Source organism: Streptomyces sp. NPDC030995 (genome assembly GCF_055571215.1).
Genome location: NZ_JBVIFS010000026.1, coordinates 72,052 through 94,850, shown reverse-complemented (window position 1 = coordinate 94,850; position 22,799 = coordinate 72,052). Strand labels below are relative to the sequence as shown.

Genomic DNA, 22,799 nt, shown 5'->3' with positions numbered 1-22,799 from the left:
CTGGCCCATGGGTGGGGGGGGGGGGAAAAGAGGGGTCCGTGCTCCTGTGGGGGGTTGGGGAAGAAGAGGGTTTGTTGGTTGGGGAGGGGGTCCCCCCCCCCCCCAGGCCGGCGCCGTCACCGGCCGGCACGGCACGGGCCTCAACCGGATCCGGCTCACCCGCGCCGAAACGGTTCGCCTCACCGCCTGGGCGGCGCACTGGGGGGTCACGGAGAGCAGCGCGCTGCAGGCCGTCTGGGCGATGCTCCTGTTCCGCGCGGGCACAACGCCCCCCGCCCCCGCCCCCGCCCCGGCCTCGGCCCCGGCCTCGGTCCCGGTCCCGGTCCCGGTGAGCTTCAACGTCACCGTGTCCGGCCGCGGCATCCCGATGGACGGCATCGCACACCTGCCCGGCCCCTTCGACAACCCGCTGCCGATGACCCTCCAGGTCGACCCGGCGGGCACCGTGCCCGCGCTGCTGCGAGCCGTACGCGACCAGGTCCTGGGCATGGCCGCCTACGAATGGGTCTCCGCCGGGCAGATCGGCCAGTGGCTCGGACACGACGCCGACGCCGGGCTCCCCGACACGCTGATCTCCTTCGAGCACCGGCCAAGCCACCTGGAAAGGCTGGAGCCCGAACTCGCCGCGCACGGCATCCGCGTGGCCGACATCAATCCGGCGGGCGGGCGGACCGCGCCCGCGATCAGCGTGGCAGCCCGCCACGACAGCGGGGGCGGGCTCGTCCTGACCGCGGCCCACGACCGCGGCCGGCTCCGCGACGACCACGCGACCGCGATGCTCACCCACAGCGCCCGGCTGCTGCGCGAACTGCCCTACGCAGCCGGCCCCTCGACCACCGTCGCCGAAGTGCTCTCGGGCCTCCCCGACACCGACCTGCCACGCCTGCACGACCGCCCCGTGGACCCGGCCGGCCGGCGCCTGCTGCGGCTGCGCGGGGAGCGCCGCCCGGGCGCCGGGACCATCTGCCTGATCGCCCCGCCCGGGACCCCCGGCGCGAACCACGCCGCGCTGGCCCGGCGATACCAGGGGCCCGAGGCACTCGCCGTGCTGCGGGCGGAGCACGCGCGGATACCGCAGTCGCTCACAGCACTGCGGCCCCTGCTCACCGCCGGCGGGCCCCTGGTCCTCGGCGGCTTCGCCGGAGCCGGCGCCCTCGCCTGCGAACTCGCCGAACACCTCGCCGCAGACCTGGGCCAAGCGCCGCTCGTGGTGCTCGGAGCCGCCTTTGACGCCGATGACGACCGCATACGCGAACTGGCCCGCGCGCTGGCCACCGCGGCCCGCAAGCCCTAGACCCTGGGCCGGCCGGCGGGAACCGGGGCGCAGCAGCGCCCCGCCGCCCGGCGCCGCCCCTTTTGCCGTCAGGCCCGCCCCGCGCGCTTGCGCGATCTGCCCGGCCATTGCCAGGCCGAGCCCCGGACCGGGCAGCGCGGGACGCCCCGGCCCGGCAGATGCGGTCGAAGACGTAAGGGACCGCACACCGGGGCACAGCGGATCAGGCCCAGCTCGCTCACCCCGACCCGCGACTCACGCATGTCACCGACACCGCACGGGGGTTCAGGCAATCGAGCCGTCAGGCCGCCACGCCCGCACCGTCTTTGACACGACACAGCCCCGCGCTCCGCAACACCCCCCACACGACGTGACCCATGTCACTTTCGCGGATGCTTGGCTTGCCGGTACTTCACGTGTCACGATTTCCGCACATCCCCCCTGCCTGAAAACATCGGCGGGGATTGTTTCTCTTTCAATGCCCCATCCCGCACGGCGGGATGGGGCATTTCTGTCGGCCTGGAGTTGGCCGCATCGCTCATGTCCTTGCCTTCGCCCGACCCGGGCAGCACTGGAACGGTGCGAGCGATTCCTCCCGTGCAGAAGGCAGACTCTAGAGAAAGTGGACTCAGATATGCCAAGGCTTTGCAAGCCCTCGGTGAGTGTGCCGGAATACGTCATCACAGCGGAAGAGACCCTCGCGTTCGCGGAAAAGGTCCACGCCGGAAAGCCGCAGCTCCCTCTGGCACTTCGCCTGATTCGGAACACGGGGGTGTTGAAGCGGCATATCGTGCAGCCCATCGAGAAGACGCTGCGCCACCCGGGCCTGACGGAACGCAACCGGATCTACGAGATCGAATCGAAGAAGCGGACCCCCGAGGTCATCGAACGGGCCCTGCTGAACGCCGAAGTGACGGCGCGTGAAATCGACGCCATCATCTACGTGTCGTGCACCGGGTTCCTGATGCCGTCGCTGACCGCGTGGCTGATCAACCGCATGGGGTTCCGGGACGACACACGGCAGATACCCATCGCGCAGCTGGGCTGTGCGGCAGGCGGTGCGGCCATCAACAGGGCCCACGACTTCTGCGTGGCCCACCCCGGGAGCAACGTCCTGATCGTCTCGTGCGAGCTGTGCTCACTGTGCTACCAGCCCGACGAGGACGACATCGGATCGCTCCTGTCCGACGGGCTGTTCGGCGACGCCGTCGCGGCCGCCGTGGTGCGCGGCAACGGCGGAACGGGCATCGAGCTGGAGCGCAACTCCTCCTACCTCATCCCGAACACCGAGGACTGGATCTCCTACGCCGTGCGCGACACCGGCTTCCACTTCCAGCTGGACCGCCGGGTGCCCGGAACCATGGAGCCGCTCGCCCCGGTGCTGCGCGAGTTCAGCGCGAGCCACGGCTGGGACGCCGCCAACCTCGACTTCTACATCGTGCACGCGGGCGGCCCCCGCATCCTGAACGACCTCGCCAAGTTCCTCGACGTCGACCGCAAGGTGTTCCGGCACAGCTGGGCCACCCTGACCGAGTACGGGAACATCGCCAGCGCCGTCGTACTCGACGCGGCTCTGCGGCTGTTCGAAGAGGACACCCCGATGCCCGACGCGACCGGTCTGATCGCCGGCTTCGGCCCCGGCATCACCGCCGAGATGGCGCTGGGCCGGTGGAGCAGCGATGCGCCGCGGACCGTCGACTGAGCCCGGTGAAGCGGTCGTTGCCCTCCCCTGAGCGAGATCTCGTACGGACAAAGGAAGACAACAGCTCATGACTGACCTCATCATTCCGGCCGGTGGGGGGCGAAAGCTGATCACCCCGGCGCAGGAAGTGACCTTCAAGGCCACAAAGGCGCAAGGATCGTCCATATCGATCTTCGAAGTGGTCGTCCCGCCCGGATTTGACGTCGGGGCGCACGTGCACAACCACTCCCAGGAGTTCTTCTACGTCCTGGAGGGCGAGCTGGACCTGCTGTGCTTCGAGCCGACCGAGCGCACGGCGGACACCTGGCACCACTGGAAATCACCCAAGGGCGACCGCGTCATCCGCGCGGGGGAGGGCGGCTGCATGTTCGTCCCGCCCGGCACGCCGCACGCGTTCCGCAACCCCACCGACAAGCCGGTGAAGATGCTCTTCCAGAGCTATCCCTCGCCCGAACACGAGGACTACTTCGAGGAAATCGCGGAAATCTGGTCGCGCGGCACCACGGTGGACGCCGCGGCCGTGGAGGAGATGCGCAAGCGCTACGACGTCAGCCAGATCACGCCACTGCGCTTCGAGCCGCCCGTGCCCGTGATCCCCGGTCAGGAAACGAACGCGAAGCGGAGCGGGTGATGACCACCATGGATACGATTCCCCTGGTTCACGCGAGCCTGGGCGAACAGGAACTGGCCGCCGTAGCCGAGGTGTTCACCTCCGGCTGGCCGGCCGGACAGGGCCCCAGGGGCAAGGCGCTGGAAGCCCAGCTCGCCCACAAGTACCAGGTGGCCGACGCGGTCGCGGTGAGCAACTGCGGCGCAGCCCTCCACCTGGCCCTGATGGCGCTCGGCGTCCAGCCGGGTGACGAAGTGATCGTCGCCGACTACACGTTCCCGGCGCCCGCCCACGCGGTGCGCTACCTCGGCGCGGTCCCGGTCTTCGCCGACGTGCGGCCCGACACCGCAACCGTCGACCCGCAGGCGGTGGCCGCTCTGGTCGGTCCGCGGACCGTGGGTGTGATCGCGGTCGACACGGTCGGCATGCCCGCCGACTACACGCCGCTGCAGGCCATCGCCGACCGACACGGTCTGTTCCTGGTGGAGGACGCCGCCTGTGCGGTGGGCGCCACCTACCAGGGCCGTGAGGCGGGCGCGCTGGCGGAGGTGGCATGTCTCTCCTTCCACGGACGCAAGGGCGCCACGAGCGGTGAGGGCGGGGCCCTGCTGGCCACCGACCCGGCGGTCGCGGCAAACGCGCGGCTGCGCTCCTCCTTCGGCATCGGCAGCATCTTCGACATGGGCAACGTCGTCGGCCTGCCGATCCCGGAGTTCACCGAGATCGGCTACAACTTCAAGCTGTCCGACATCGCCGCGGCCATCCTCCAGGTGCAGCTCGGCCGGATCGGCGAACTCCTCGCCCGCCGCAACACCGTCGCCGCCCAGTACGCCGAACTCCTCGCCGATGAAGAACTGCTGACGGTCCCTGTGGTGCCTGAGGACCGTACCCACGCCTGGCAGTCCTACATGGTGACGCTGGACGCGAGCGTGGACCGCGCGGCGGTCGCCGCCGACCTGCGCGCCCAGGGCATCGGCTGCGGACACGGCACGTGGGCCACCCACGTCCAGCCGGTGTTCGCGTCCGGGCACACGTGCCCGGTCTCGGCGGACCTCTTCCGCCGCAATCTCGCCATCCCCATGCACGCGGAACTCAGCGTGAGCCAGGTCGAAAGGGTCGTGGACGCCCTGCGCGGCTCGCTGCGGGCCCACTCGACGTCCACCCGGGTCCTAGGAGGGGCCGCATGACGGACAACCAGCCGACACCGGACGGCGTACTGCGACTGATCAACGGCTACTGGGCCACCGGGGTCCTCGGTGCCGCGGCCGCCCACTCGCTCTTCACCCACCTCGAGAACGGGGCGGACACGGCCGCGCAGCTCGCCGCCCGCGCCCAGATCTCCCCGCGGGGCGCCCAGACCCTCCTCGACGGGCTCATCGGCGTGGGCCTGATCGAGCTGCACCAGGGCCGCTACCGCAACACCCCAGCGGCCTCCACCTACCTGGTCGAGGGCAAGCCCGCCTCCCTGAGCAGCTTCGCCCAGCTGAAGCTGAAGCACATGGGCGCCCTGACCGCCCTGCCCGAGGTGGTCCGCGCCGGGGGACCGGTGAGCGACCCGACCACCGAGGTGGCCGACAATCCGCACTGGGAGGAGGTCGTCCCGGCGATCGCCGCGCAGTCGGTGCCCGCCGCGCTGGTCGCCGCCGAGGTGCTCGGGCTCGCCGACGCCGGCGAGATCTCCATCCTCGACGTGGGCGGCGGCTCGGGCATCTACTCGGCGATCTGGCTCGAAACCAACCCGGCCGCCCGCTCGACCCAGCTCGACTGGGAACCGATCAACGCCATCGCCCGCCGGCTCCTGGCCGAGCGCGGCGTGGCCGACCGGTTCACCTGCCTCGACGGCGACTTCCACACCACCGACTTCGGCACCGCGAAGTACGACGTCGCGCTGTACTCCCACATCGCCCACCAGGAAGGGCCCGAGGACAACACCGAGGTCTTCACCAGGCTCCGCGACTGCCTCAAGCCCGGTGGCGCGCTGGTCGTCTGCGACTACGTCGTCGACGACGACCGCGGCGGTCCGGCCTTCCCGCTGATCTTCGCCTCGGAAATGCTGCTGAAGAGCCAGCAGGGCGGCACCTGGCGCCAGTGCGAGTACCGCGACTGGCTCCTGAAGGCCGGCTTCGAGGAGGTCTCCTTCCACTCCGCGCCGCCCGCCACCCTGGTCGTCGCCCGGTAGCCGATCGCGGGCCGGTCCGCACTCCAGCCGCGCTCGAGGGACGCCGGGGCGCAACGCGCTCTGCTGGTCTCGACAACCCAGCGCAACCACCCCGGTGGAACGCAGCGAGAAAGGACGTCAGTCGTGGAGCCCGTGAACGTCGCCATCATCTACTACAGCGCCACCGGCAGCGTGCACGCCCTGGCCCGGGCAGCCGCCGAGGGCGCACAGAAAGCCGGCGCGACCGTGCGCCTGCGCAAGGTCCGCGAACTGGCCCCGCCGCAGGCGATCAACGCCAACCCGGCGTGGGCCCAGCACATCCAAGACAGCGCCGACGTCGAGGAGGCCACGCTCGAGGACCTGGGCTGGGCCGACGCCGTGCTGCTCGGCACCCCGACCCGTTTCGGCAACCCGGCCAGCCAGCTGCGGGCGTTCCTCGAGACGACCGGTCCCCTGTGGGCCCAGGGCAAGCTCGCCGACAAGGTGTGCTCGGCCTTCACCGCCAGCAACACCCTCCACGGCGGACAGGAGTCCACCATCCTGGCGCTGTCCAACACGTTCTACCACTGGGGCGGCGTCATGGTGCCCCCCGGCTACACCGATCCCATCCAGTTCACCACCGGCAATCCCTACGGCACGTCCCACGTGGCCGGCCAGGGCGCGCCCAGCGAGGAGACCCTGCAGTCGGCCCGTCACCAGGCCCGCCGCGTCGTCGACATCGCGGGGGCGCTCAAGGCCGGCCGCGCCGCCGGCTGAATGGCCGGGCCGAACCCCTGCAAGGAGAACTCCCGTGAACGTCGCCCTGTGGATCTCCGCGGCCGTGCTGGGCGCCATCAGCCTGGCCGGCGGCGCCATGAAGATGCTCCAGCCCACTCAGAAGCTGGCCGCGTCCGGCTACGGCTGGGTCGAAGACTTCGGCCCCGGCCCCGTCAAGGCCATCGGCGCCCTCGAGGTGCTGGCCGCAGTGGGCCTGATCCTGCCCGCCGCGCTCGACATCGCGCCGGCCCTGGTGCCGGCGGCCGCCGCCGGCACGGTGCTGCTGATGATCGGCGCGGCCGTCACCCACCTGCGTCGTCACGAAAACCAGGCGATCGCGGTGAACGCGGTCCTGCTCGCGGTGGCCGGCTTCGTGGCGTGGGGCCGCTTCGGTCCCTACTCCTTCTGAACTCCTTTCAGGCCCGGCCCGCCCCGGGCGGCGCAGCAGCGCAACACCACCGAACAACCCGACGTGCCCTCGGCCGTGAGCCGAGGGCACGTCCCCTTTTTCGCGCGCCGCCGAGCGGCGACCGTCCGCGTTCGTCATCGCTCACCGCAAAGGAGACAGCCCCCATGAAGGGCTCCACCGCCTACAGATCCATACAAAAGCGCGGTCTTCACATCGGCCTCCTGCCGGAGATGGCCGCAGCCGTGAACCCCTCGACGCCCATCACCCTCGACCACCGCCTGGGCGTCTTCCCCGACGCGGGACGGCGCCTGACGGTGGCTCAGTACGCCGAGCACGTCGACGACCTGGCGGCCCGCCTGTGGGCGGCCGGGGTGCGGCCCGACGAGCGCGTCGTGCTCTACAAGACCGCCAACGCCGACCACTGGATGCTCGCCGCCGCGGTGTCGCGCATCGGAGCGGTCGTGGTGAACCTGTCGCCGGCCCTGGACGCCGCGACCGCGGCCGTCCTGATCGAGCGGGTCGGCCGGCCCACCCTGCTCACCGACGGCGCCACCCTCGATGTCCTCGCCGATGTGCCGCTGGCGACACTCACCCGGCGGGTGATCAGCTCGGCCGGCGAGAGGCCCGGCGCGCTCTCACTGGCCGAACTCGCCGGATCGCCGCGCATCAGGCCGGTGGTCCGGCCGATCGACGAGGCCGCCGTGATCACGCACACCTCCGGCACCACCGGCATCCCCAAACTCGTCGTACACACCCCCCGCACCCAGGCCGTCCGCCTCGTACCGCAGTGGCGGCTGCTCTCCTTGATGCGCAAAAAGGAGACCGTCGCGATCCACGTCCCCTTCGTGCACTCGCGGATGGTCGCGGCGATGTCCCTGGCCCTCCTCAAGGAGTTCCCGGTCCTGCTCATGAAGGAGGCGGCCCCCGCCGACGTCGCCGAGCAGCTGATCGAGCACCGGCCGGTGCTCATCGAGGCACTGCCCAACTCGCTCATGGAGTGGGAGCAGCTGGCCGAGGACCCGCGCGCGCCGTTCGGGTCGGTGAAGGTCTTCAGCAGCACCTTCGACGCGATCCACCCCTCGACCATGAGCAAGCTCCTGGGGGCCTCCGACCGTCGCGGCGCCCTGTTCTTCCAGATCTACGGGCAGAGCGAGGTCGGCCCGGCCGTCGGCCGCGCCTACTTCCGCAACTTCGCCCACAAGGCGAACGGGCGCTGCGTGGGCTGGGCCATGCCCAAGGGCGCCGCCAGGATCCGCGTGGTGAGCCGGGACGGACAGACCCCCTCCGAGACCAGCCCGGGCTTCATCGAGGTCGCGTGGGACGGCCTGGCGAAAACCTACTTCGCCGAGCAGCAGCGCTACGACACCAACCGCAACGGCGACTGGTGGCGCACCGGCGACGTCGGGTACCGCACCAGGTTCGGCTGCCTGCACATGCTCGACCGGGAGGTCGACATGATCCCCGGGGTGCGCAGCTCCCTGGAGGTCGAGGACATCGTGCTGAGCAAGCTGGACGAGCTCAGCGAGCTGGTCGTGGTGCAGGGCCCCAACTCCGAGCCGATCCCGGTGATCTGCACCGTCGACGACAAGCCCCTGGACCCCACCCGCTGGCGCGCGGCCGTCGCCGACTTCCCCCAGCTGGGCGACCCCGTCCAGATCGCGCAGGCCGACCTGCCCCGCACGGCCACGCTCAAAGTGCAGCGCGGCGCGCTCTCCCACCGGTTCCAGGAACAGCTGAAGGACAGGTCCTAAAGGAGCCCGCACCCATCGACGCCGCGGCCCTGACCGCGGCCTCGACCGGCTCCGCCAGGCAACCAACTCGAAAGGGATCCCTGCAATGACCTCTGACGCCACCCTCGCGCGGTTTCGCGAATACATGGTGGGCCCCTCGCGGTTCATGACCCTGCTGTCCACCTTCGAGCTCGGCATCATCGACAAGCTCCGCCAGACGCCCGGCCTGACCGCGGCCCAGCTCGGCGAGGCCGTCGGCGCCAAGCCCGACGCCGTGCAACAGCTCCTCCTCCTGCTGGTCAAGGAGAGCTTCATCGCCCACGACGAGGAGAGCGGCGCCTACACCCTCGACGCGCTCGCCGACCTCGCCGAAACCGACCTGCGGCGCGCACTGGCCTACATGAACCTGATCAAGGTCACCGCGCTGCGGCAGCTGTTCTACCTGACCGACAGCGTGCGCACCGGCACGACCGTCGGCCTCAAGGAGCTCTACGCAGTCCAGGGAACCCTGTACGACGCCGTGGCGGACCACCGGGATCTGCGCGACGCCTGGTCCAAGCTGATGGACACCGTCACCGCCAACATCGACCCCTGGTTCTTCGGCAACATCCACATCCCCTCCGGCGCCCAGGTCCTGGACGTCGCCGGCAACACCGGTCTCGGCGCGATCCACACCTACCGGCACAAGGCCTCTCCCGGGCTGAAGGTCACCACCTTCGACCTGCCGGAGAAGGAGAACGAGGCCCTGGCCAACTTCAAGGCCCACGGACTTGAAGAGCACCTCTCCTTCATCGGCGGCAACGTCTTCGACGAGATCCCCCAGGGATACGACACCGTACTGATCAAGCACTTCCTGGACATGTTCGACAAGGACGACGTGCTCACGATCCTCGGCGGCGTCCACAAGGCGCTGAAGGTGGGCGGAGAGGTCAACATCCTGGTGCCGGTGTACCCCGAGAACATCAAGGACACCGACAACTACAACGTCGACTTCTTCCCGGCCTTCTTCATCGGCGCCGCCATGGGCCAGGGCGGCCCGCAGAAGCTGTCGACCTATCAGAGCTGGCTGGAGGAGAGCGGGTTCAAGGTCACCAAGACGATCACCAAGGACTCCGCCGAAATCCCGAAGGACGTCATCCCCGTACAGGCCATCCTCAGCGCGACCAAGGTCGCGTGAGGCGGGGGCGCCCCACCCCCGTCCTCATCACACCCCCCCGTTGCACATGTCCACCCACCACTGCTCTGGAGTGCCATGCCCCGCAGCCTGTTCACCTCGGAATCCGTGACCGAGGGACATCCCGACAAGATCGCCGACCAGATCAGCGACACCATCCTCGACGCGCTCCTGCGCCAGGACCCCGCCTCGCGTGTCGCGGTCGAAACCCTGATCACCACCGGGCAGGTGCACATCGCCGGCGAAGTGACGACCTCCGCCTACGCCGACATCGCCGAGCTGGTGCGCGGGAAGATCCTCGAGATCGGCTACGACTCCTCGGCCAAGGGCTTCGACGGCGCCTCCTGCGGGGTGTCGGTGTCCATCGGCGCCCAGTCCCCGGACATCGCGCAGGGCGTCGACACCGCCTACGAGAACCGCGTCGAGGGCGATGACGACGAGCTCGACAAGCAGGGCGCCGGCGACCAGGGCCTGATGTTCGGCTACGCCTGCGACGAGACCCCCGAGCTCATGCCGCTCCCCATCCACATCGCGCACCGGCTCTCCCGCCGGCTGTCCGAGGTCCGCAAGGACGGCACCATCCCCTACCTGCGCCCCGACGGCAAGACCCAGGTCACCATCGAATACGACGGCGACAAGGCCGTACGCCTGGACACCGTCGTCGTCTCCTCGCAGCACGCACGCGACATCGACCTGGACTCGCTGCTCACCCCCGACATCCGCACCCACGTCGTCGAGCACGTCCTGGCCCAGCTCGCCGAGGACGGCATCAAGCTCGACACCGACGGCTACCGCCTCCTGGTCAACCCGACCGGCCGCTTCGAGATCGGCGGCCCGATGGGCGACGCCGGCCTGACCGGCCGCAAGATCATCATCGACACCTACGGCGGCATGGCCCGCCACGGCGGCGGCGCCTTCTCCGGCAAGGACCCCTCCAAGGTCGACCGCTCCGCCGCCTACGCCATGCGCTGGGTCGCCAAGAACGTCGTCGCCGCCGGCCTCGCCTCGCGCTGCGAGGTCCAGGTCGCCTACGCGATCGGCAAGGCCGAGCCCGTCGGTCTCTTCGTCGAGACCTTCGGCACCGCCAAGACCGAGGTCCAGAAGATCGAGGACGCGATCAGCGAGGTCTTCGACCTGCGCCCGGCCGCGATCATCCGCGACCTGGACCTGCTGCGCCCCATCTACGCCCAGACCGCCGCCTACGGCCACTTCGGCCGTGAGCTGGCGGACTTCACCTGGGAACGCACCGACCGCGCCGATGCCCTGCGCAAAGCGGCGAAGGCGGCCTGACGCAGCAGAGCGCCGGGCAGCCCCGGCGCTCCGTCAGCCAGCGGTGCGCGGCCTTCCCCCCCATGGCCGCGCACCGCTTCCCCGCGTGGCGCCCGCCACCGGAGCCGTTTCGTTCCCGACACCGGCCCCAGGTTCAAGGAGTGCTTTTCCGTGCGTATCGCCGTGACCGGATCGATCGCGACCGACCACCTGATGGTGTTCCCCGGACGCTTCGCCGAACAGTTGATCAAAGAGCAACTGGAACGGGTCTCCCTGTCGTTCCTCGCCGACCGGCTGGAGGTGCGCAGGGGCGGCGTCGCCGCCAACATCGCCTTCGGCCTCGGCCAGCTGCGCCTCGACCCGATTCTGGTGGGAGCGGCGGGCATCGACTTCGCCGACTACGACACCTGGCTGCGGGCGAACGGCGTCGACACCTCCGCGGTGAAGGTCAGCGAAACCCTGCACACCGCGCGCTTCGTGTGCACCACTGACCAGGACCAGAACCAGATCGCCACCTTCTACGCCGGCGCCATGGCCGAGGCCCCCCGGATCGACCTGGCCGAGATCACCGCGCGCACCGGCAAGCCCGCGCTCGTCCTGGTCGGCGCCGACGACCCCGAAGCCATGCTGCGGCACACCGCCACGGCGCACCGCCTGGGCATCCCCGTCGCCGCCGACCCCTCCCAGCAGCTCGCCCGCCTCGACCGGGGGCAGGCACGTCAACTCGTCGACCGGGCACAATGGCTGTTCACCAACGAGTACGAGGCCGCCCTCCTGGTCGAACGCACCGGCTGGACGCAGCAGGACCTCCTCGGCCGGGTCGGCACCTGGATCACCACCCTGGGCGAAGCCGGGGCGTCCCTGGCCCGGTCCGGCGCCCCCACACTGCGGATCCCGGCCGTACCCGCGGGCAAGATCGCCGACCCCACAGGTGCGGGCGACGCCTTCCGCTCCGGCTTCCTCGCCGGCACGGCCTGGAAATGGCCGCAGGACCAGGCCGCCCGCCTCGGCTGCGCCCTGGCCACCACCGTCCTGGAGTCGGTTGGCACCCAGGAACACAAGCTGGTCCCCTCCGACCTGATCGCCCGCATCGACCGGACGTACGGAAGTGACGCGGCCCGCGCCATCGAGCCACGCCTCGCGGGCGGCGGGTCATGAGCACGGCCGAGCACCGGCGCGTGGACGCCCTGCGCGAAGCCCTCGCCACCCGTGTGGTGGTGTCGGACGGCGCCATGGGCACCATGCTGCAGGCACAGGACCCGACCCTGGAGGACTTCCAGCAGCTGGAGGGCTGCAACGAGATCCTCAACCTCTCCCGTCCCGACATCGTGCGCTCGGTGCACGACGCCTACTTCGCGGTCGGCACCGACTGCGTGGGCACCAACACCTTCAACTGCAACCACGCCGCGCTCGGCGAGTACGACATCGCCCACCGCATCCACGAACTGTCCCAGGCCGGCGCCCGCCTGGCCCGCGAGGTCGCCGACCAGTACACCGCCAGGACCGGGCAGCAGCGCTGGGTCCTCGGCTCGATGGGCCCCGGCACCAAGCTGCCGACCCTGGGACACACCGAGTACCGCACCATCCGCGACGCCTACCAGCAAAACGCCGAAGGGCTGCTCTCCGGCGGCGCCGACGCCCTCCTCGTGGAGACCACCCAGGACCTGCTCCAGACCAAGGCGGCCGTCATCGGCGCCCAGCGCGCCATGGAGGCCGCGGGTCTCACCGTCCCGCTGATCTGTTCGGTGACGGTGGAGACGACCGGCACGATGCTGCTCGGCTCGGAGATCGGCGCGGCGCTGACCGCGCTGGAGCCGCTGGGCATCGACATGATCGGCCTGAACTGCGCCACCGGCCCCGCCGAGATGAGCGAGCACCTGCGCTACCTCGCCCGCAACGCCCGCATCCCGCTCTCCTGCATGCCCAACGCCGGCCTGCCCGTCCTGACCAAGGACGGCGCCCACTACCCGCTGACCGCAACCGAGCTGGCCGACGCACACGAATCCTTCGTCGCCGACTACGGCCTCTCACTGGTGGGCGGCTGCTGCGGCACGACCCCCGAACACCTGCGCCAGGTCGTCGAGCGGGTACGCGGCGTGCAGCCGACGGCGCGTCAGCCGCGCCCCGAGCCGGGCGCCGCCTCGCTCTACCAGACGGTCCCCTTCCGCCAGGACACCGCATACATGGCGATCGGCGAGCGCACCAACGCCAACGGCTCCAAGAAGTTCCGCGATGCCATGCTGGAGGGCCGCTGGGACGACTGCGTGGAGATGGCCCGCGACCAGATCCACGAGGGCGCGCACATGCTCGACCTGTGCGTGGACTACGTCGGCCGCGACGGCGTCGCCGACATGAACGAACTGGCCGGCCGCTTCGCCACCGCCTCCACCCTGCCGATCGTCCTGGACTCCACCGAGGTCGACGTCATCCAGGCCGGCCTGGAGAAGCTCGGCGGCCGCGCCGTCATCAACTCCGTCAACTACGAGGACGGCGACGGACCCGACTCCCGCTTCGCGAAGGTCACCCGCCTGGCCCGCGAGCACGGAGCGGCGCTGATCGCGCTGACCATCGACGAGGACGGGCAGGCCCGCACGGTCGAGAACAAGATGGCCATCGCCGAGCGCCTGATCGGCGATCTCACCGGCAACTGGGGCATCCAAGAGTCGGACATCCTCATCGACACCCTCACCTTCACCATCTGCACCGGCCAGGAGGAATCCCGCAAGGACGGCATCGCCACGATCGAGGCGATCCGCGAGCTCAAGCGCCGCCACCCGGACGTGCAGACCACCCTCGGCCTGTCCAACATCTCCTTCGGCCTCAACCCGGCCGCCCGCATCGTCCTGAACTCCGTCTTCCTCGACGAGTGCGTCAAGGCCGGCCTGGACTCGGCGATCGTCCACGCCTCCAAGATCCTGCCGATCGCCCGCTTCGACGAGGAGCAGGTCACCACCGCCCTCGACCTGATCTACGACCGGCGCACCGAGGGCTACGACCCGCTGCAGAGGCTGATGGCCCTCTTCGAGGGCGCCACCGCGAAGTCACTGAAGGCGGGCAAGGCCGAAGAGCTGGCGGCCCTGCCGCTGGAGGAGCGCCTGCAGCGCCGCATCATCGACGGCGAGAAGAACGGCCTGGAGAGCGACCTCGACCAGGCGCTCACCAGCCGCCCGGCGCTGGCCATCGTCAACGACACCCTGCTGGAGGGCATGAAGGTCGTCGGTGAGCTGTTCGGCTCCGGCCAGATGCAGCTGCCGTTCGTGCTGCAGTCGGCCGAGGTGATGAAGAACGCCGTCGCGCACCTCGAACCCCACATGGAGAAGTCGGACGCCGAGGGCAAGGGCACCATCGTCCTGGCGACCGTGCGCGGCGACGTCCACGACATCGGCAAGAACCTGGTGGACATCATCCTGTCCAACAACGGCTACAACGTGGTGAATCTGGGGATCAAGCAGCCGGTCTCGGCGATCCTGGAGGCGGCCGAGGAACACCGCGCCGACGTGATCGGCATGTCCGGCCTGCTGGTGAAATCGACCGTGATCATGAAGGAGAACCTGCAGGAACTCAACCAGCGCAACATGGCCGCCGACTACCCGGTGATCCTCGGCGGGGCCGCGCTGACCCGCGCCTACGTCGAGCAGGACCTCCACGAGATCTACGAGGGCGAGGTCCGCTACGCCCGCGACGCCTTCGAGGGCCTGCGCCTGATGGACGCACTGATCGCGGTCAAGCGCGGGGTGCCCGGCGCCACCCTGCCCGCGCTCAAGCAACGCCGCGTCCCCAAGCGGGAGCCGGTGATCGAAGAACCCCAAGACGCCGGCCGTTCCGATGTCGCCGTCGACAACCCGGTGCCCGCCCCGCCGTTCTGGGGCACCCGCGTCGTCAAGGGCATCCACCTCAAGGAGTACGCCTCCTGGCTCGACGAGGCCGCCCTGTTCAAGGGCCAGTGGGGCCTGAAGGGCGACACCCTGGAGAGCGAGGGCCGGCCGCGGCTGCGGATGTGGCTCGACCGGCTGAGGACCGGCAACCTCCTGGAGGCGGCCGTCGTCCACGGCTACTTCCCGTGCGTGTCCAAGGGCGACGACCTGATCATCCTGGACGACCACGGCAACGAGCGCACCCGCTTCACCTTCCCGCGCCAGCGCCGCGGCCGCCGCCTGTGCCTGGCCGACTTCTTCCGCCCCGAGGAGTCCGGCCAGAGCGACGTCGTCGGCCTCCAGGTCGTGACCGTCGGCTCGAAGATCGGGGAGGCGACCGCCGAGCTGTTCGCCGCCGACTCCTACCGCGACTACCTCGAACTGCACGGCCTGTCCGTCCAGCTGGCCGAGGCGCTCGCCGAGTACTGGCACGCCCGCGTCCGCGGCGAACTGGGCATCGACGGCCAGGACCCGTCCGCGATGGACGGCATGTTCCGCACCGAATACCAGGGCTGCCGCTACTCGCTGGGCTACCCGGCCTGCCCCGACCTGGAGGACCGCGCCAAGATCGCCGAACTGCTGCGGCCGGAACGGATCGGCGTCCAGCTGTCCGAGGAGTTCCAGCTCCACCCCGAACAGTCCACCGACGCGATCGTCGTCCACCACCCCCAGGCGAACTACTTCAACGCGGGAGGCCGTTCATGACGACATTCTCCTTCGAGTTCTTCCCGCCCAAGACCGCCCAGGGCGAGCAGACCCTGTGGCGGGCCATCCGCCGCGTCGAACCACTCGCCCCCGACTTCGTGTCCGTCACCTACGGCGCCGGCGGCTCCTCACGTGAGCGCACGGTCGACGTGACCCGTCGCATCGCTTCCGAGACGACCCTGCGCCCCGTCGCGCACCTCACCGCCGTAGGGCACTCGGTGGCCGAACTGCGGCACATCATCGGCCAGTACGCCGACGCCGGTGTCCGGGACGTCCTGGTCGTGCGCGGCGACCCGCCCGGCGATCCGAACGCACCGTGGATCGCGCACCCCGAAGGCTTCACACACGCCCACGAACTCGTCTCCCTCGTAAGGGAGCTGGGTGACTTCCGCATCGGTGTCGCGGCCTTCCCCGAACGCCACCCGCGCTCGCCCGACTGGAACTGCGACATCCGCCACTTCGTCGCCAAGTGCCGGGCGGGCGCCGACTACGCCATCACCCAGATGTTCTTCCGCGTGGAGGACTACCTGCGGCTGCGCGACCGGGTGGTCGCCGCGGGCTGCGACACCCCGATCATCCCGGAGATCATGCCGGCCACCGATGTGCGCCAGATCAGCCGCTTCGCCGAACTCAGCGGCGCCGCCTTCCCCGAGGACCTGGCGCACCGCCTGGACGCCGCACGCGAACACCCCGCGCAAGGGCACCGCATCGGTGTCGAGTACGCCACCGCCATGGCCGAGCGGCTCCTCGCCGAAGGAGCCCCCGGGCTGCACTACATCACCCTGAACAAGTCCACGGCGGCCCTCGACATCCACCGCAACGTACTGAACTCAAGGAGCGCACCGCATGTCCTCGCAGACCACCGCTGACTTCACGGACTTCAAGGTCGCCGACCTCTCGCTCGCAGCGTTCGGCCGCAAGGAGATCACGCTCGCCGAGCACGAGATGCCCGGTCTGATGGCGATCCGCCGCGAGCACGCCGAGCAGCAGCCGCTGGCCGGCGCCCGGATCACCGGCTCGCTGCACATGACCGTGCAGACGGCCGTCCTGATCGAGACCCTTGTCGCCCTGGGCGCCCAGGTGCGCTGGGTGTCGTGCAACATCTACTCGACCCAGGACCACGCGGCCGCCGCGATCGCCGCCGCGGGCATCCCGGTGTTCGCCTGGAAGGGCGAGACGCTGCAGGAGTACTGGTGGTGCACGGAGCAGGCGCTGACCTGGCCCGGACACGCCGGCCCGAACATGATCCTCGACGACGGCGGGGACGCCACCCTCCTGGTCCACCTGGGCGTCGAGCGGCACAAGACGGGCAAGCTGCCCGAGGCCACGAACGAGGAAATGGCCATGGTCCGCGCCCTGCTGGAGAACAGCACGCTCGACTGGTCCGCCATCGCCTCGGAGATCCGCGGCGTGACGGAGGAGACCACCACCGGTGTCCACCGCCTCTACGAGATGCACCGCCAGGGTGCGCTGCTCTTCCCGGCGATCAACGTGAACGACGCCGTGACGAAGTCGAAGTTCGACAACAAGTACGGCTGCCGGCACTCGCTCATCGACGGCATCAACCGGGCGACCGATGTCCTCATCGGCGGCAAGACGGCCGTCGTCTGCGGTTACGGCGATGTCGGCAAGGGCTCCGCGGAATCGCTGCGCGGACAGGGCGCACGGGTGATCGTCACGGAGATCGACCCGATCTGCGCGCTGCAGGCGGCGATGGACGGCTACCAGGTCGCCACCCTGGACGACGTGGTCGAGACGGCCGACATCTTCATCACCACGACCGGCAACAAGGACATCATCATGGCGTCGGACATCGCCAGGATGAAGCACCAGGCCATCGTCGGAAACATCGGCCACTTCGACAACGAGATCGACATGGCCGGCCTGGCCGCCACCCCCGGCATCGTCAAGGACGAGGTCAAGCCCCAGGTCCACACCTGGACCTACCCCGACGGCAAGGTCGTCATCGTGCTCTCCGAGGGCCGCCTCCTCAACCTGGGCAACGCCACCGGACACCCGTCCTTCGTGATGTCCAACTCCTTCGCCGACCAGACCCTGGCCCAGATCGAACTGTTCACCAAGCAGTCCCAGTACCCCGTCGGCGTCCACACGCTGCCCAAGCACCTCGACGAGAAGGTCGCCCGCCTCCACCTCGACGCGCTCGGCGTGAAGCTCACGACCCTGCGCCCCGAACAGGCCGCCTACATCGGCGTCCAGGTCGAGGGCCCGTACAAGCCCGACCACTACCGCTACTGAGCCGCAGCCCGCCATCGTCCCGCGCCGCCACCACCCGGTCACCGGCCACCCGGCCGCCGCCACGCGCAGTGACCTGCGTCACCCCGAGGCGCTCTTGGCGCGGCAGCGACACCGTGTCACTATTCCCGTACGTCACCCCTGCCCGAAAACTTCCCCGTGCTCCGTGTCAACGGCTCAAGTCCGTTGAACCATCGCTGAATTGCCGCGACGAGCCGGAGCACCGGCACCCCGCAAGCATCTCGTGCACGTGACGCACCGCGACGCCACCCCACAACTCCCGCCCCGACAGCGGGAGACGGCCTCGCTGCCCCCTCGCGCAGTCCCTCCGCCGGGCCGGCGTCCGCCTCGATACCGCCGGCGAATTCATCGACCACGTCGCGTGCCCCACCGCGAGTCCAGCACGCGCCCCGCGGGCCGCTTCTCCGACCGAAAGGAAGTGCGCACATGGCGGTCCAACCAGCCGCGACCACCACCAGCGGACCACCGCAGCGCCGGGCCACGCTGCCCTCGCTGACCGGCATCAGGTTCCTCGCGGCCCTGCTCGTGTTCCTCGCCCACAGCACGATGCTCTTCAACCCCCTGCAGCCCAAGACGCCCTTCACCTTCTTCGACGACCCGGACGTCGCGAAGCCGCTGGCCGACCTCTTCGACTCCGCCGGGAACATCGGCGTCTCCTTCTTCTTCGTCCTCAGCGGCTTCGTGCTCACCTGGTCCTCGACGCCCGGGGAGCGCGTCACGGGATTCTGGCGGCGCCGCGCCCTGAAGGTGTACCCCAACCACATCGTGACCTGGGCGCTGGCGATGTGGCTGTTCGCCTCCGCCACCCCCCTGCACGCCTGGCTGCCGAACCTGTTCCTGGTGCACACCTTCAGCAACCGGGTCGACACCGTGCAGAGCGTCAACTTCCCCTCCTGGTCGCTCTGTTCGGAAGTGCTCTTCTACGCACTGTTCCCGCTGTTCATCGTCCTGGTACGCCGGATCGCCGAGCACAGGCTGTGGCTGTGGGCCGGCGGCATGGTCACCGGCGTGGCGGGCGTGAGCGTGGTGACGCGGTTCATCCCCGGCGACCTGCGGCTGCCCGGCCTCGAACTGGCCGTCAACCAGCAGTGGTTCAGCTACGCGTTCCCGCCGCCGCGCCTGTTCGAGTTCGTCCTGGGCATGATGCTCGCCCGCATCGTCATCGCGGGCCTGTGGCCGCGCATCGGCCTGCTGCCCTCGGCAGCCCTCTTCGCCGCGGGATACTACGGCGCGATCGCCGCCCCGGCCCCGTACAGCTTCAGCCTCACCACCATCGTCCCGATCGGCATGATCATCTGCGCCGCGGCCACGGCGGACCTGCGGGGCGAGGGCGGCTGGCTCGCCGGCCGGACCATGGTGTGGCTGGGCAACGTCTCCTTCGCCTTCTACCTCGTCCAGGCCCTGGTCATCTTCTACGCCAGGCCCAAGCTCCTCGACGGCCGCACCTTCGCCACCGCCCCGGCCTTCGGCCTCCTGATCGCCCTGTTCCTGGCGAACCTGCTGGCCGCCTGGCTGCTGTACAGCCTGGTGGAGAAGCCGGTGATGCACCGCTTCAGCCGCAACAGGAAGCGGCCCGCCCAGAGCGCACCGCAGACGACGACGCCCAGCGAGCCGCAGACGACGCCCAGCGCGCCACGCAGCACGGGCTACGTGCCGACCGGCGAAACCGTCTGACCTGCGGGCGGTGCGATCTCCATGCAGCAAAGGGACAAGGGAGCTGAGCGCGTTGACCCCACCGACCTCGGCAGAGGGCGTATCACACAAGCACCGGACGCGTTCCATCGGCACCGGAAGCGCCCACGCCAAGGCGATTCTGCTCGGTGAACACGCGGTCGTCTACGGCGCCCCGGCGCTCGCCCTGCCCGTACCGCAACTGACGGTCATGGCGAGCGCGGGATGGTCACCCGACACCACGGACGACCAGTACGACGTGCTCTCCACGATGACCGGCTCCGCGTCGCGGCCCCTGGTGAGCGAGGCCTCCGGCAGCATGGGGCGGCTGGTCGCCGAGGTCAAGGCGTTCTGGGGCGTGCCCGACAGCCCGCACCTCGACGTGATCGTCGACTGCGCGATCCCGCCCGGCCGAGGACTGGGATCCAGCGCGGCCTGCGCCCGCGCGATCGTCCTCGCCCTCGCCGAACTCTTCGGCAAAGAAGTGTCGGAGAACGCCGCGTTCGACCTGGTGCAGACCGCCGAGAGCGTGGCACACGGCCGGGCCAGCGGCGTCGACGCCCGCGCCGTCGCCGCGGCCGCCCCACTGTGGTTCCAGGGCGGCGAAGTACGCGAACTGCCCATCGGATGCGACGGGTTGTTCATCATCGCCGACAGCGGCGACGTGGGCCGGACCAAGGACGCCGTCGAGCTGCTGCGCACAGGCTTCCAGCACCACGCGGGCGCGCAGGAGAAGTTCGTGCGCCGCGCCGCGGAACTGACCGACGAGGCCCGACGGGCCCTCGCCGAGGGCAGGCCGGAGAAACTCGGCACCTGCCTCACCGACAACCACGAACTGCTGCGCGCCGCCGGCCTCAGCACCGACCGCATCGACGCGCTGGTCGAAGCCGCGCTCGCCGCGGGCAGCCTCGGAGCCAAGATCACCGGAGGCGGTCTGGGGGGCTGCATGATCGCCCTGACCCCGATCGGCCAGGCACGGCAAGTCACCCGCCGGCTGCACGAAGCCGGCGCCGCGCAGACCTGGGCCGTACCGCTGAAAGGGCCTTCCCACCATGCGCGTTGACCACGAGGCCACCTCGGACCGAGCGAGCACCACGCGAACCGCCGGACACGCCACGGCCGTCGCACACCCGAACATCGCCCTGATCAAGTACTGGGGCAAGCGCGACGAGCAGCTCGTCCTGCCGCGGACCGACAGCCTCTCGATGACCCTGGACATCTTCCCGACGACCACCCGCGTCCGCCTCGACCCCGAAGCCGGACACGACACGGTGACCTTGGACGGCGCGCCCCTGACGGGCGAGGCGCAGCGGCGCGTCATCACCTTCCTGGAACTGGTGCGCCGGCACGCCGGATCGTCCCGACGGGCCGTCGTGGCCACCGAGAACACCGTCCCCACCGGGGCGGGCCTCGCGTCCTCGGCCAGCGGCTTCGCCGCCCTCGCCGTCGCCGCCGCCACCGCCTACGGACTCGACCTCGACGCCACCGCGCTCTCGCGCCTGGCCCGGCGCGGATCCGGATCGGCCTCACGCTCGCTGTTCGGCGGCTTCGCCCAATGGCACGCGGGACCGCCCGCCGCCCCGGCCACCGACGCGGACCTCGGCTCGTACGCCGAACCGGTACCCGTGGGAGACCTCGACCCGGCGCTGGTCATCGCCGTCGTCAACGCGGGCCCCAAGACCGTCTCCAGCCGAGCGGCCATGCGGCAAACCGTCGACACCTCGCCGCTGTACGAGCCGTGGGCCCGCTCCAGCACGGACGACCTGGCCCAGATGCGTGCCGCGCTGCGCCACGGCGACCTCGACACGGTGGGGGAGATCGCCGAACGCAACGCGCTCGGCATGCACGCGACCATGCTCGCGGCACGCCCGGCCATACGCTATCTCGCGCCCGCCACGCTCACCGTCCTCGACACCGTCCTCCGGCTCAGGCAGGACGGCGTAGCGGCCTACGCGACCATGGACGCCGGACCCAACGTCAAGGTGCTCTGCCCCCGCGGCGCGGCCGAGCGAGTCGCCGACGCCGTGCGCGCCGCGGCCCCCGACGCCGCGGTGCACATCGCCGGCCCGGGCCCCGGCGCCCGTCTGCTGGACGAGGACCGGCGATGACCTCCCGGCGGACGGTGGTCCGGCGCGCGCCGGGCAAACTGTTCGTCGCCGGCGAGTACGCGGTCGTGGAGCCCGGCACCCCCTCGATCCTGGTGGCGGTCGACCGGGAGATCACCGTCACCGTCCGCGACACCACCGGGACCGGCACCGTCATCTCCTCCGACCTCGGCCCGCGGACCCGATCACCCCACGTGCTCGCGGCGATCGAGACCGTGGGCCGCCTGCTGGCCGAGCGCGGCCTGCCCACACCCGCCCTGAACGTCACGGTCAGCAGCCAACTGCACGAAAACCGGCGCAAGTTCGGCCTGGGCTCCAGCGGCGCGGTGACCGTCGCCACCATCGCGGCCGTCGCGTCCTACTGCGGCCTCGCACTCTCGCACGACCACCTGTTCCGCCTGGCCCTGCTCGCCGCCGCCCGGATCGACGCCAACGGCTCCGGCGGCGATCTCGCCGCCAGCACCTGGGGCGGCTGGATCGCCTACCAGGCGCCCGACCGCACCTTCGTACTCGACCTGGCCCGCCGCCGAGGCATCGAGGAAACACTGCGCACACCCTGGCCGGGCCTGGAGGTACGCCGCCTGCCACCGCCCCGAGGGCTCGCACTGGAGGTCGGCTGGACCGGGCGGCCCGCCTCCACCACCTCCCTCGTCAGCGACCTGCACCGGCGGACCTGGCGGGGCAGCGCCTCGCACCAAAGGTTCGTGGAAACCTCCACCGACCTCGTACGCGCCGCGACCGACGCACTCGAAACCGGCGACGGACCCGGCCTGCTGCGCCAGATCCGGCGCGCCCGCCACGCGCTCGCACGCCTCGACGAGGAGGTCGGCCTCGGCATCTTCACGACCGAACTGACGGCGCTGTGCGACGTCGCCGAATCCGCCGGCGGCGCGGCCAAGCCCTCAGGGGCAGGGGGAGGTGACTGCGGCATCGCCCTGCTGGACGCCGAAGCGTCCCAGGCCCTCGCTCACCTACGCCAACGGTGGGCCGCAGCGGGGGTGCGGCCCCTGCAGATCCGCCCCGCGACGGAAAGAAACGAGGAATGATCG

At 70.4% G+C, this 22,799-nt stretch carries 19 protein-coding genes (1 of these 19 running past the window's edge); all 19 read left to right on the top strand.

Translation table 11 applies throughout. From position 1 onward, the window contains the following. Nucleotides 1–332 carry the final stretch of a condensation domain-containing protein gene (locus ACZ45T_RS29880; protein WP_468446701.1) on the top strand. Its footprint begins 1,231 nt before the window's first position, so 332 of the gene's 1,563 nt are visible here — the last part of the coding sequence; its start codon lies off the left edge, out of view; it ends in the stop codon at nt 330–332. Then, entirely contained in the window at nt 242–1,294 is a 1,053-nt protein-coding gene (locus ACZ45T_RS29875; RefSeq protein ID WP_468446715.1) for a condensation domain-containing protein, read from the top strand. Before ACZ45T_RS29880 ends, ACZ45T_RS29875 begins: the two co-directional genes overlap by 91 nt. A 613-nt stretch (nt 1,295–1,907) precedes the next feature. Continuing rightward, a complete protein-coding gene (locus ACZ45T_RS29870; protein WP_468446699.1) occupies nt 1,908–2,975 on the top strand; it encodes a type III polyketide synthase in 1,068 nt (355 codons plus the stop codon). Between the two features lie 67 nt (nt 2,976–3,042). Beyond that, on the top strand, nt 3,043–3,606 hold the full coding sequence (locus tag ACZ45T_RS29865) for a cupin domain-containing protein (RefSeq protein ID WP_468446697.1): 564 nt from the start codon (nt 3,043–3,045) through the stop codon (nt 3,604–3,606). A gap of 8 nt (nt 3,607–3,614) precedes the next feature. Continuing rightward, on the top strand, nt 3,615–4,772 hold the full coding sequence (locus ACZ45T_RS29860) for a DegT/DnrJ/EryC1/StrS family aminotransferase (protein ID WP_468446711.1): 1,158 nt from the start codon (nt 3,615–3,617) through the stop codon (nt 4,770–4,772). Then, nucleotides 4,769–5,764 carry a methyltransferase gene (locus tag ACZ45T_RS29855; protein WP_468446695.1) on the top strand — a complete coding sequence of 332 codons (996 nt, stop codon included), beginning with the start codon at nt 4,769–4,771 and terminating at the stop codon, nt 5,762–5,764. The genes ACZ45T_RS29860 and ACZ45T_RS29855 overlap by 4 nt, the downstream gene beginning before the upstream one ends. Nucleotides 5,765–5,887: 123 nt before the next feature. Beyond that, nucleotides 5,888–6,499, top strand: a complete 612-nt coding sequence (gene wrbA, locus ACZ45T_RS29850) for an NAD(P)H:quinone oxidoreductase (protein WP_468446692.1) — start codon at nt 5,888–5,890, stop codon at nt 6,497–6,499. 34 nt (nt 6,500–6,533) lie between these two features. Then, on the top strand, nt 6,534–6,908 hold the full coding sequence (locus tag ACZ45T_RS29845) for a DoxX family protein (RefSeq protein WP_468446690.1): 375 nt from the start codon (nt 6,534–6,536) through the stop codon (nt 6,906–6,908). Between the two features lie 164 nt (nt 6,909–7,072). After that, nucleotides 7,073–8,659, top strand: a complete 1,587-nt coding sequence (locus tag ACZ45T_RS29840) for a class I adenylate-forming enzyme family protein (protein ID WP_468446688.1) — start codon at nt 7,073–7,075, stop codon at nt 8,657–8,659. An 85-nt stretch (nt 8,660–8,744) separates the two neighbouring features. Beyond that, nucleotides 8,745–9,815: a methyltransferase gene (locus ACZ45T_RS29835; RefSeq protein WP_468446686.1), complete on the top strand. Its 1,071-nt coding sequence runs from the start codon at nt 8,745–8,747 to the stop codon at nt 9,813–9,815. A gap of 75 nt (nt 9,816–9,890) precedes the next feature. Further along, a complete protein-coding gene (gene metK / locus ACZ45T_RS29830; RefSeq protein WP_468446684.1) occupies nt 9,891–11,102 on the top strand; it encodes a methionine adenosyltransferase in 1,212 nt (403 codons plus the stop codon). Nucleotides 11,103–11,252: 150 nt separating this feature from the next. Further along, complete coding sequence (locus ACZ45T_RS29825) at nt 11,253–12,239, top strand: carbohydrate kinase family protein (RefSeq protein ID WP_468446682.1); 987 nt, start codon at nt 11,253–11,255, stop codon at nt 12,237–12,239. After that, nucleotides 12,236–15,700, top strand: coding sequence for a methionine synthase (metH, locus tag ACZ45T_RS29820; RefSeq protein ID WP_468446680.1), 3,465 nt, complete (start codon nt 12,236–12,238; stop codon nt 15,698–15,700). Before ACZ45T_RS29825 ends, metH begins: the two co-directional genes overlap by 4 nt. Further along, on the top strand, nt 15,697–16,569 hold the full coding sequence (gene metF, locus ACZ45T_RS29815; protein WP_468446678.1) for a methylenetetrahydrofolate reductase [NAD(P)H]: 873 nt from the start codon (nt 15,697–15,699) through the stop codon (nt 16,567–16,569). Before metH ends, metF begins: the two co-directional genes overlap by 4 nt. Further along, on the top strand, nt 16,547–17,956 hold the full coding sequence (gene ahcY / locus ACZ45T_RS29810) for an adenosylhomocysteinase (RefSeq protein ID WP_468446676.1): 1,410 nt from the start codon (nt 16,547–16,549) through the stop codon (nt 17,954–17,956). The genes metF and ahcY overlap by 23 nt, the downstream gene beginning before the upstream one ends. Nucleotides 17,957–18,400: 444 nt before the next feature. After that, entirely contained in the window at nt 18,401–19,648 is a 1,248-nt protein-coding gene (locus ACZ45T_RS29805; protein WP_468446674.1) for an acyltransferase family protein, read from the top strand. A 52-nt stretch (nt 19,649–19,700) separates the two neighbouring features. Further along, nucleotides 19,701–20,708, top strand: a complete 1,008-nt coding sequence (mvk, locus tag ACZ45T_RS29800) for a mevalonate kinase (protein ID WP_468446672.1) — start codon at nt 19,701–19,703, stop codon at nt 20,706–20,708. Then, entirely contained in the window at nt 20,698–21,753 is a 1,056-nt protein-coding gene (gene mvaD, locus ACZ45T_RS29795) for a diphosphomevalonate decarboxylase (protein WP_468446670.1), read from the top strand. The genes mvk and mvaD overlap by 11 nt, the downstream gene beginning before the upstream one ends. Continuing rightward, complete coding sequence (locus ACZ45T_RS29790) at nt 21,750–22,796, top strand: phosphomevalonate kinase (RefSeq protein WP_468446668.1); 1,047 nt, start codon at nt 21,750–21,752, stop codon at nt 22,794–22,796. The genes mvaD and ACZ45T_RS29790 overlap by 4 nt, the downstream gene beginning before the upstream one ends. The last annotated feature ends 3 nt before the right edge of the window (nt 22,797–22,799 follow it).

What these genes read in the sequence shown, in the direction of transcription:
- ACZ45T_RS29840 (WP_468446688.1), top strand. Translation starts at nt 7,073, where the DNA reads ATGAAGGGCTCCACCGCCTACAGATCCATACAAAAGCGCGGTCTTCAC.
- metF (WP_468446678.1), top strand. Translation starts at nt 15,697, where the DNA reads ATGACGACATTCTCCTTCGAGTTCTTCCCGCCCAAGACCGCCCAGGGC.
- metH (WP_468446680.1), top strand. Translation starts at nt 12,236, where the DNA reads ATGAGCACGGCCGAGCACCGGCGCGTGGACGCCCTGCGCGAAGCCCTC.
- mvaD (WP_468446670.1), top strand. Translation starts at nt 20,698, where the DNA reads ATGCGCGTTGACCACGAGGCCACCTCGGACCGAGCGAGCACCACGCGA.
- ACZ45T_RS29805 (WP_468446674.1), top strand. Translation starts at nt 18,401, where the DNA reads ATGGCGGTCCAACCAGCCGCGACCACCACCAGCGGACCACCGCAGCGC.
- ACZ45T_RS29870 (WP_468446699.1), top strand. Translation starts at nt 1,908, where the DNA reads ATGCCAAGGCTTTGCAAGCCCTCGGTGAGTGTGCCGGAATACGTCATC.
- ACZ45T_RS29835 (WP_468446686.1), top strand. Translation starts at nt 8,745, where the DNA reads ATGACCTCTGACGCCACCCTCGCGCGGTTTCGCGAATACATGGTGGGC.
- ahcY (WP_468446676.1), top strand. Translation starts at nt 16,547, where the DNA reads ATGTCCTCGCAGACCACCGCTGACTTCACGGACTTCAAGGTCGCCGAC.
- ACZ45T_RS29865 (WP_468446697.1), top strand. Translation starts at nt 3,043, where the DNA reads ATGACTGACCTCATCATTCCGGCCGGTGGGGGGCGAAAGCTGATCACC.
- ACZ45T_RS29790 (WP_468446668.1), top strand. Translation starts at nt 21,750, where the DNA reads ATGACCTCCCGGCGGACGGTGGTCCGGCGCGCGCCGGGCAAACTGTTC.
- ACZ45T_RS29855 (WP_468446695.1), top strand. Translation starts at nt 4,769, where the DNA reads ATGACGGACAACCAGCCGACACCGGACGGCGTACTGCGACTGATCAAC.
- ACZ45T_RS29860 (WP_468446711.1), top strand. Translation starts at nt 3,615, where the DNA reads ATGGATACGATTCCCCTGGTTCACGCGAGCCTGGGCGAACAGGAACTG.
- metK (WP_468446684.1), top strand. Translation starts at nt 9,891, where the DNA reads ATGCCCCGCAGCCTGTTCACCTCGGAATCCGTGACCGAGGGACATCCC.
- ACZ45T_RS29875 (WP_468446715.1), top strand. Translation starts at nt 242, where the DNA reads ATGCTCCTGTTCCGCGCGGGCACAACGCCCCCCGCCCCCGCCCCCGCC.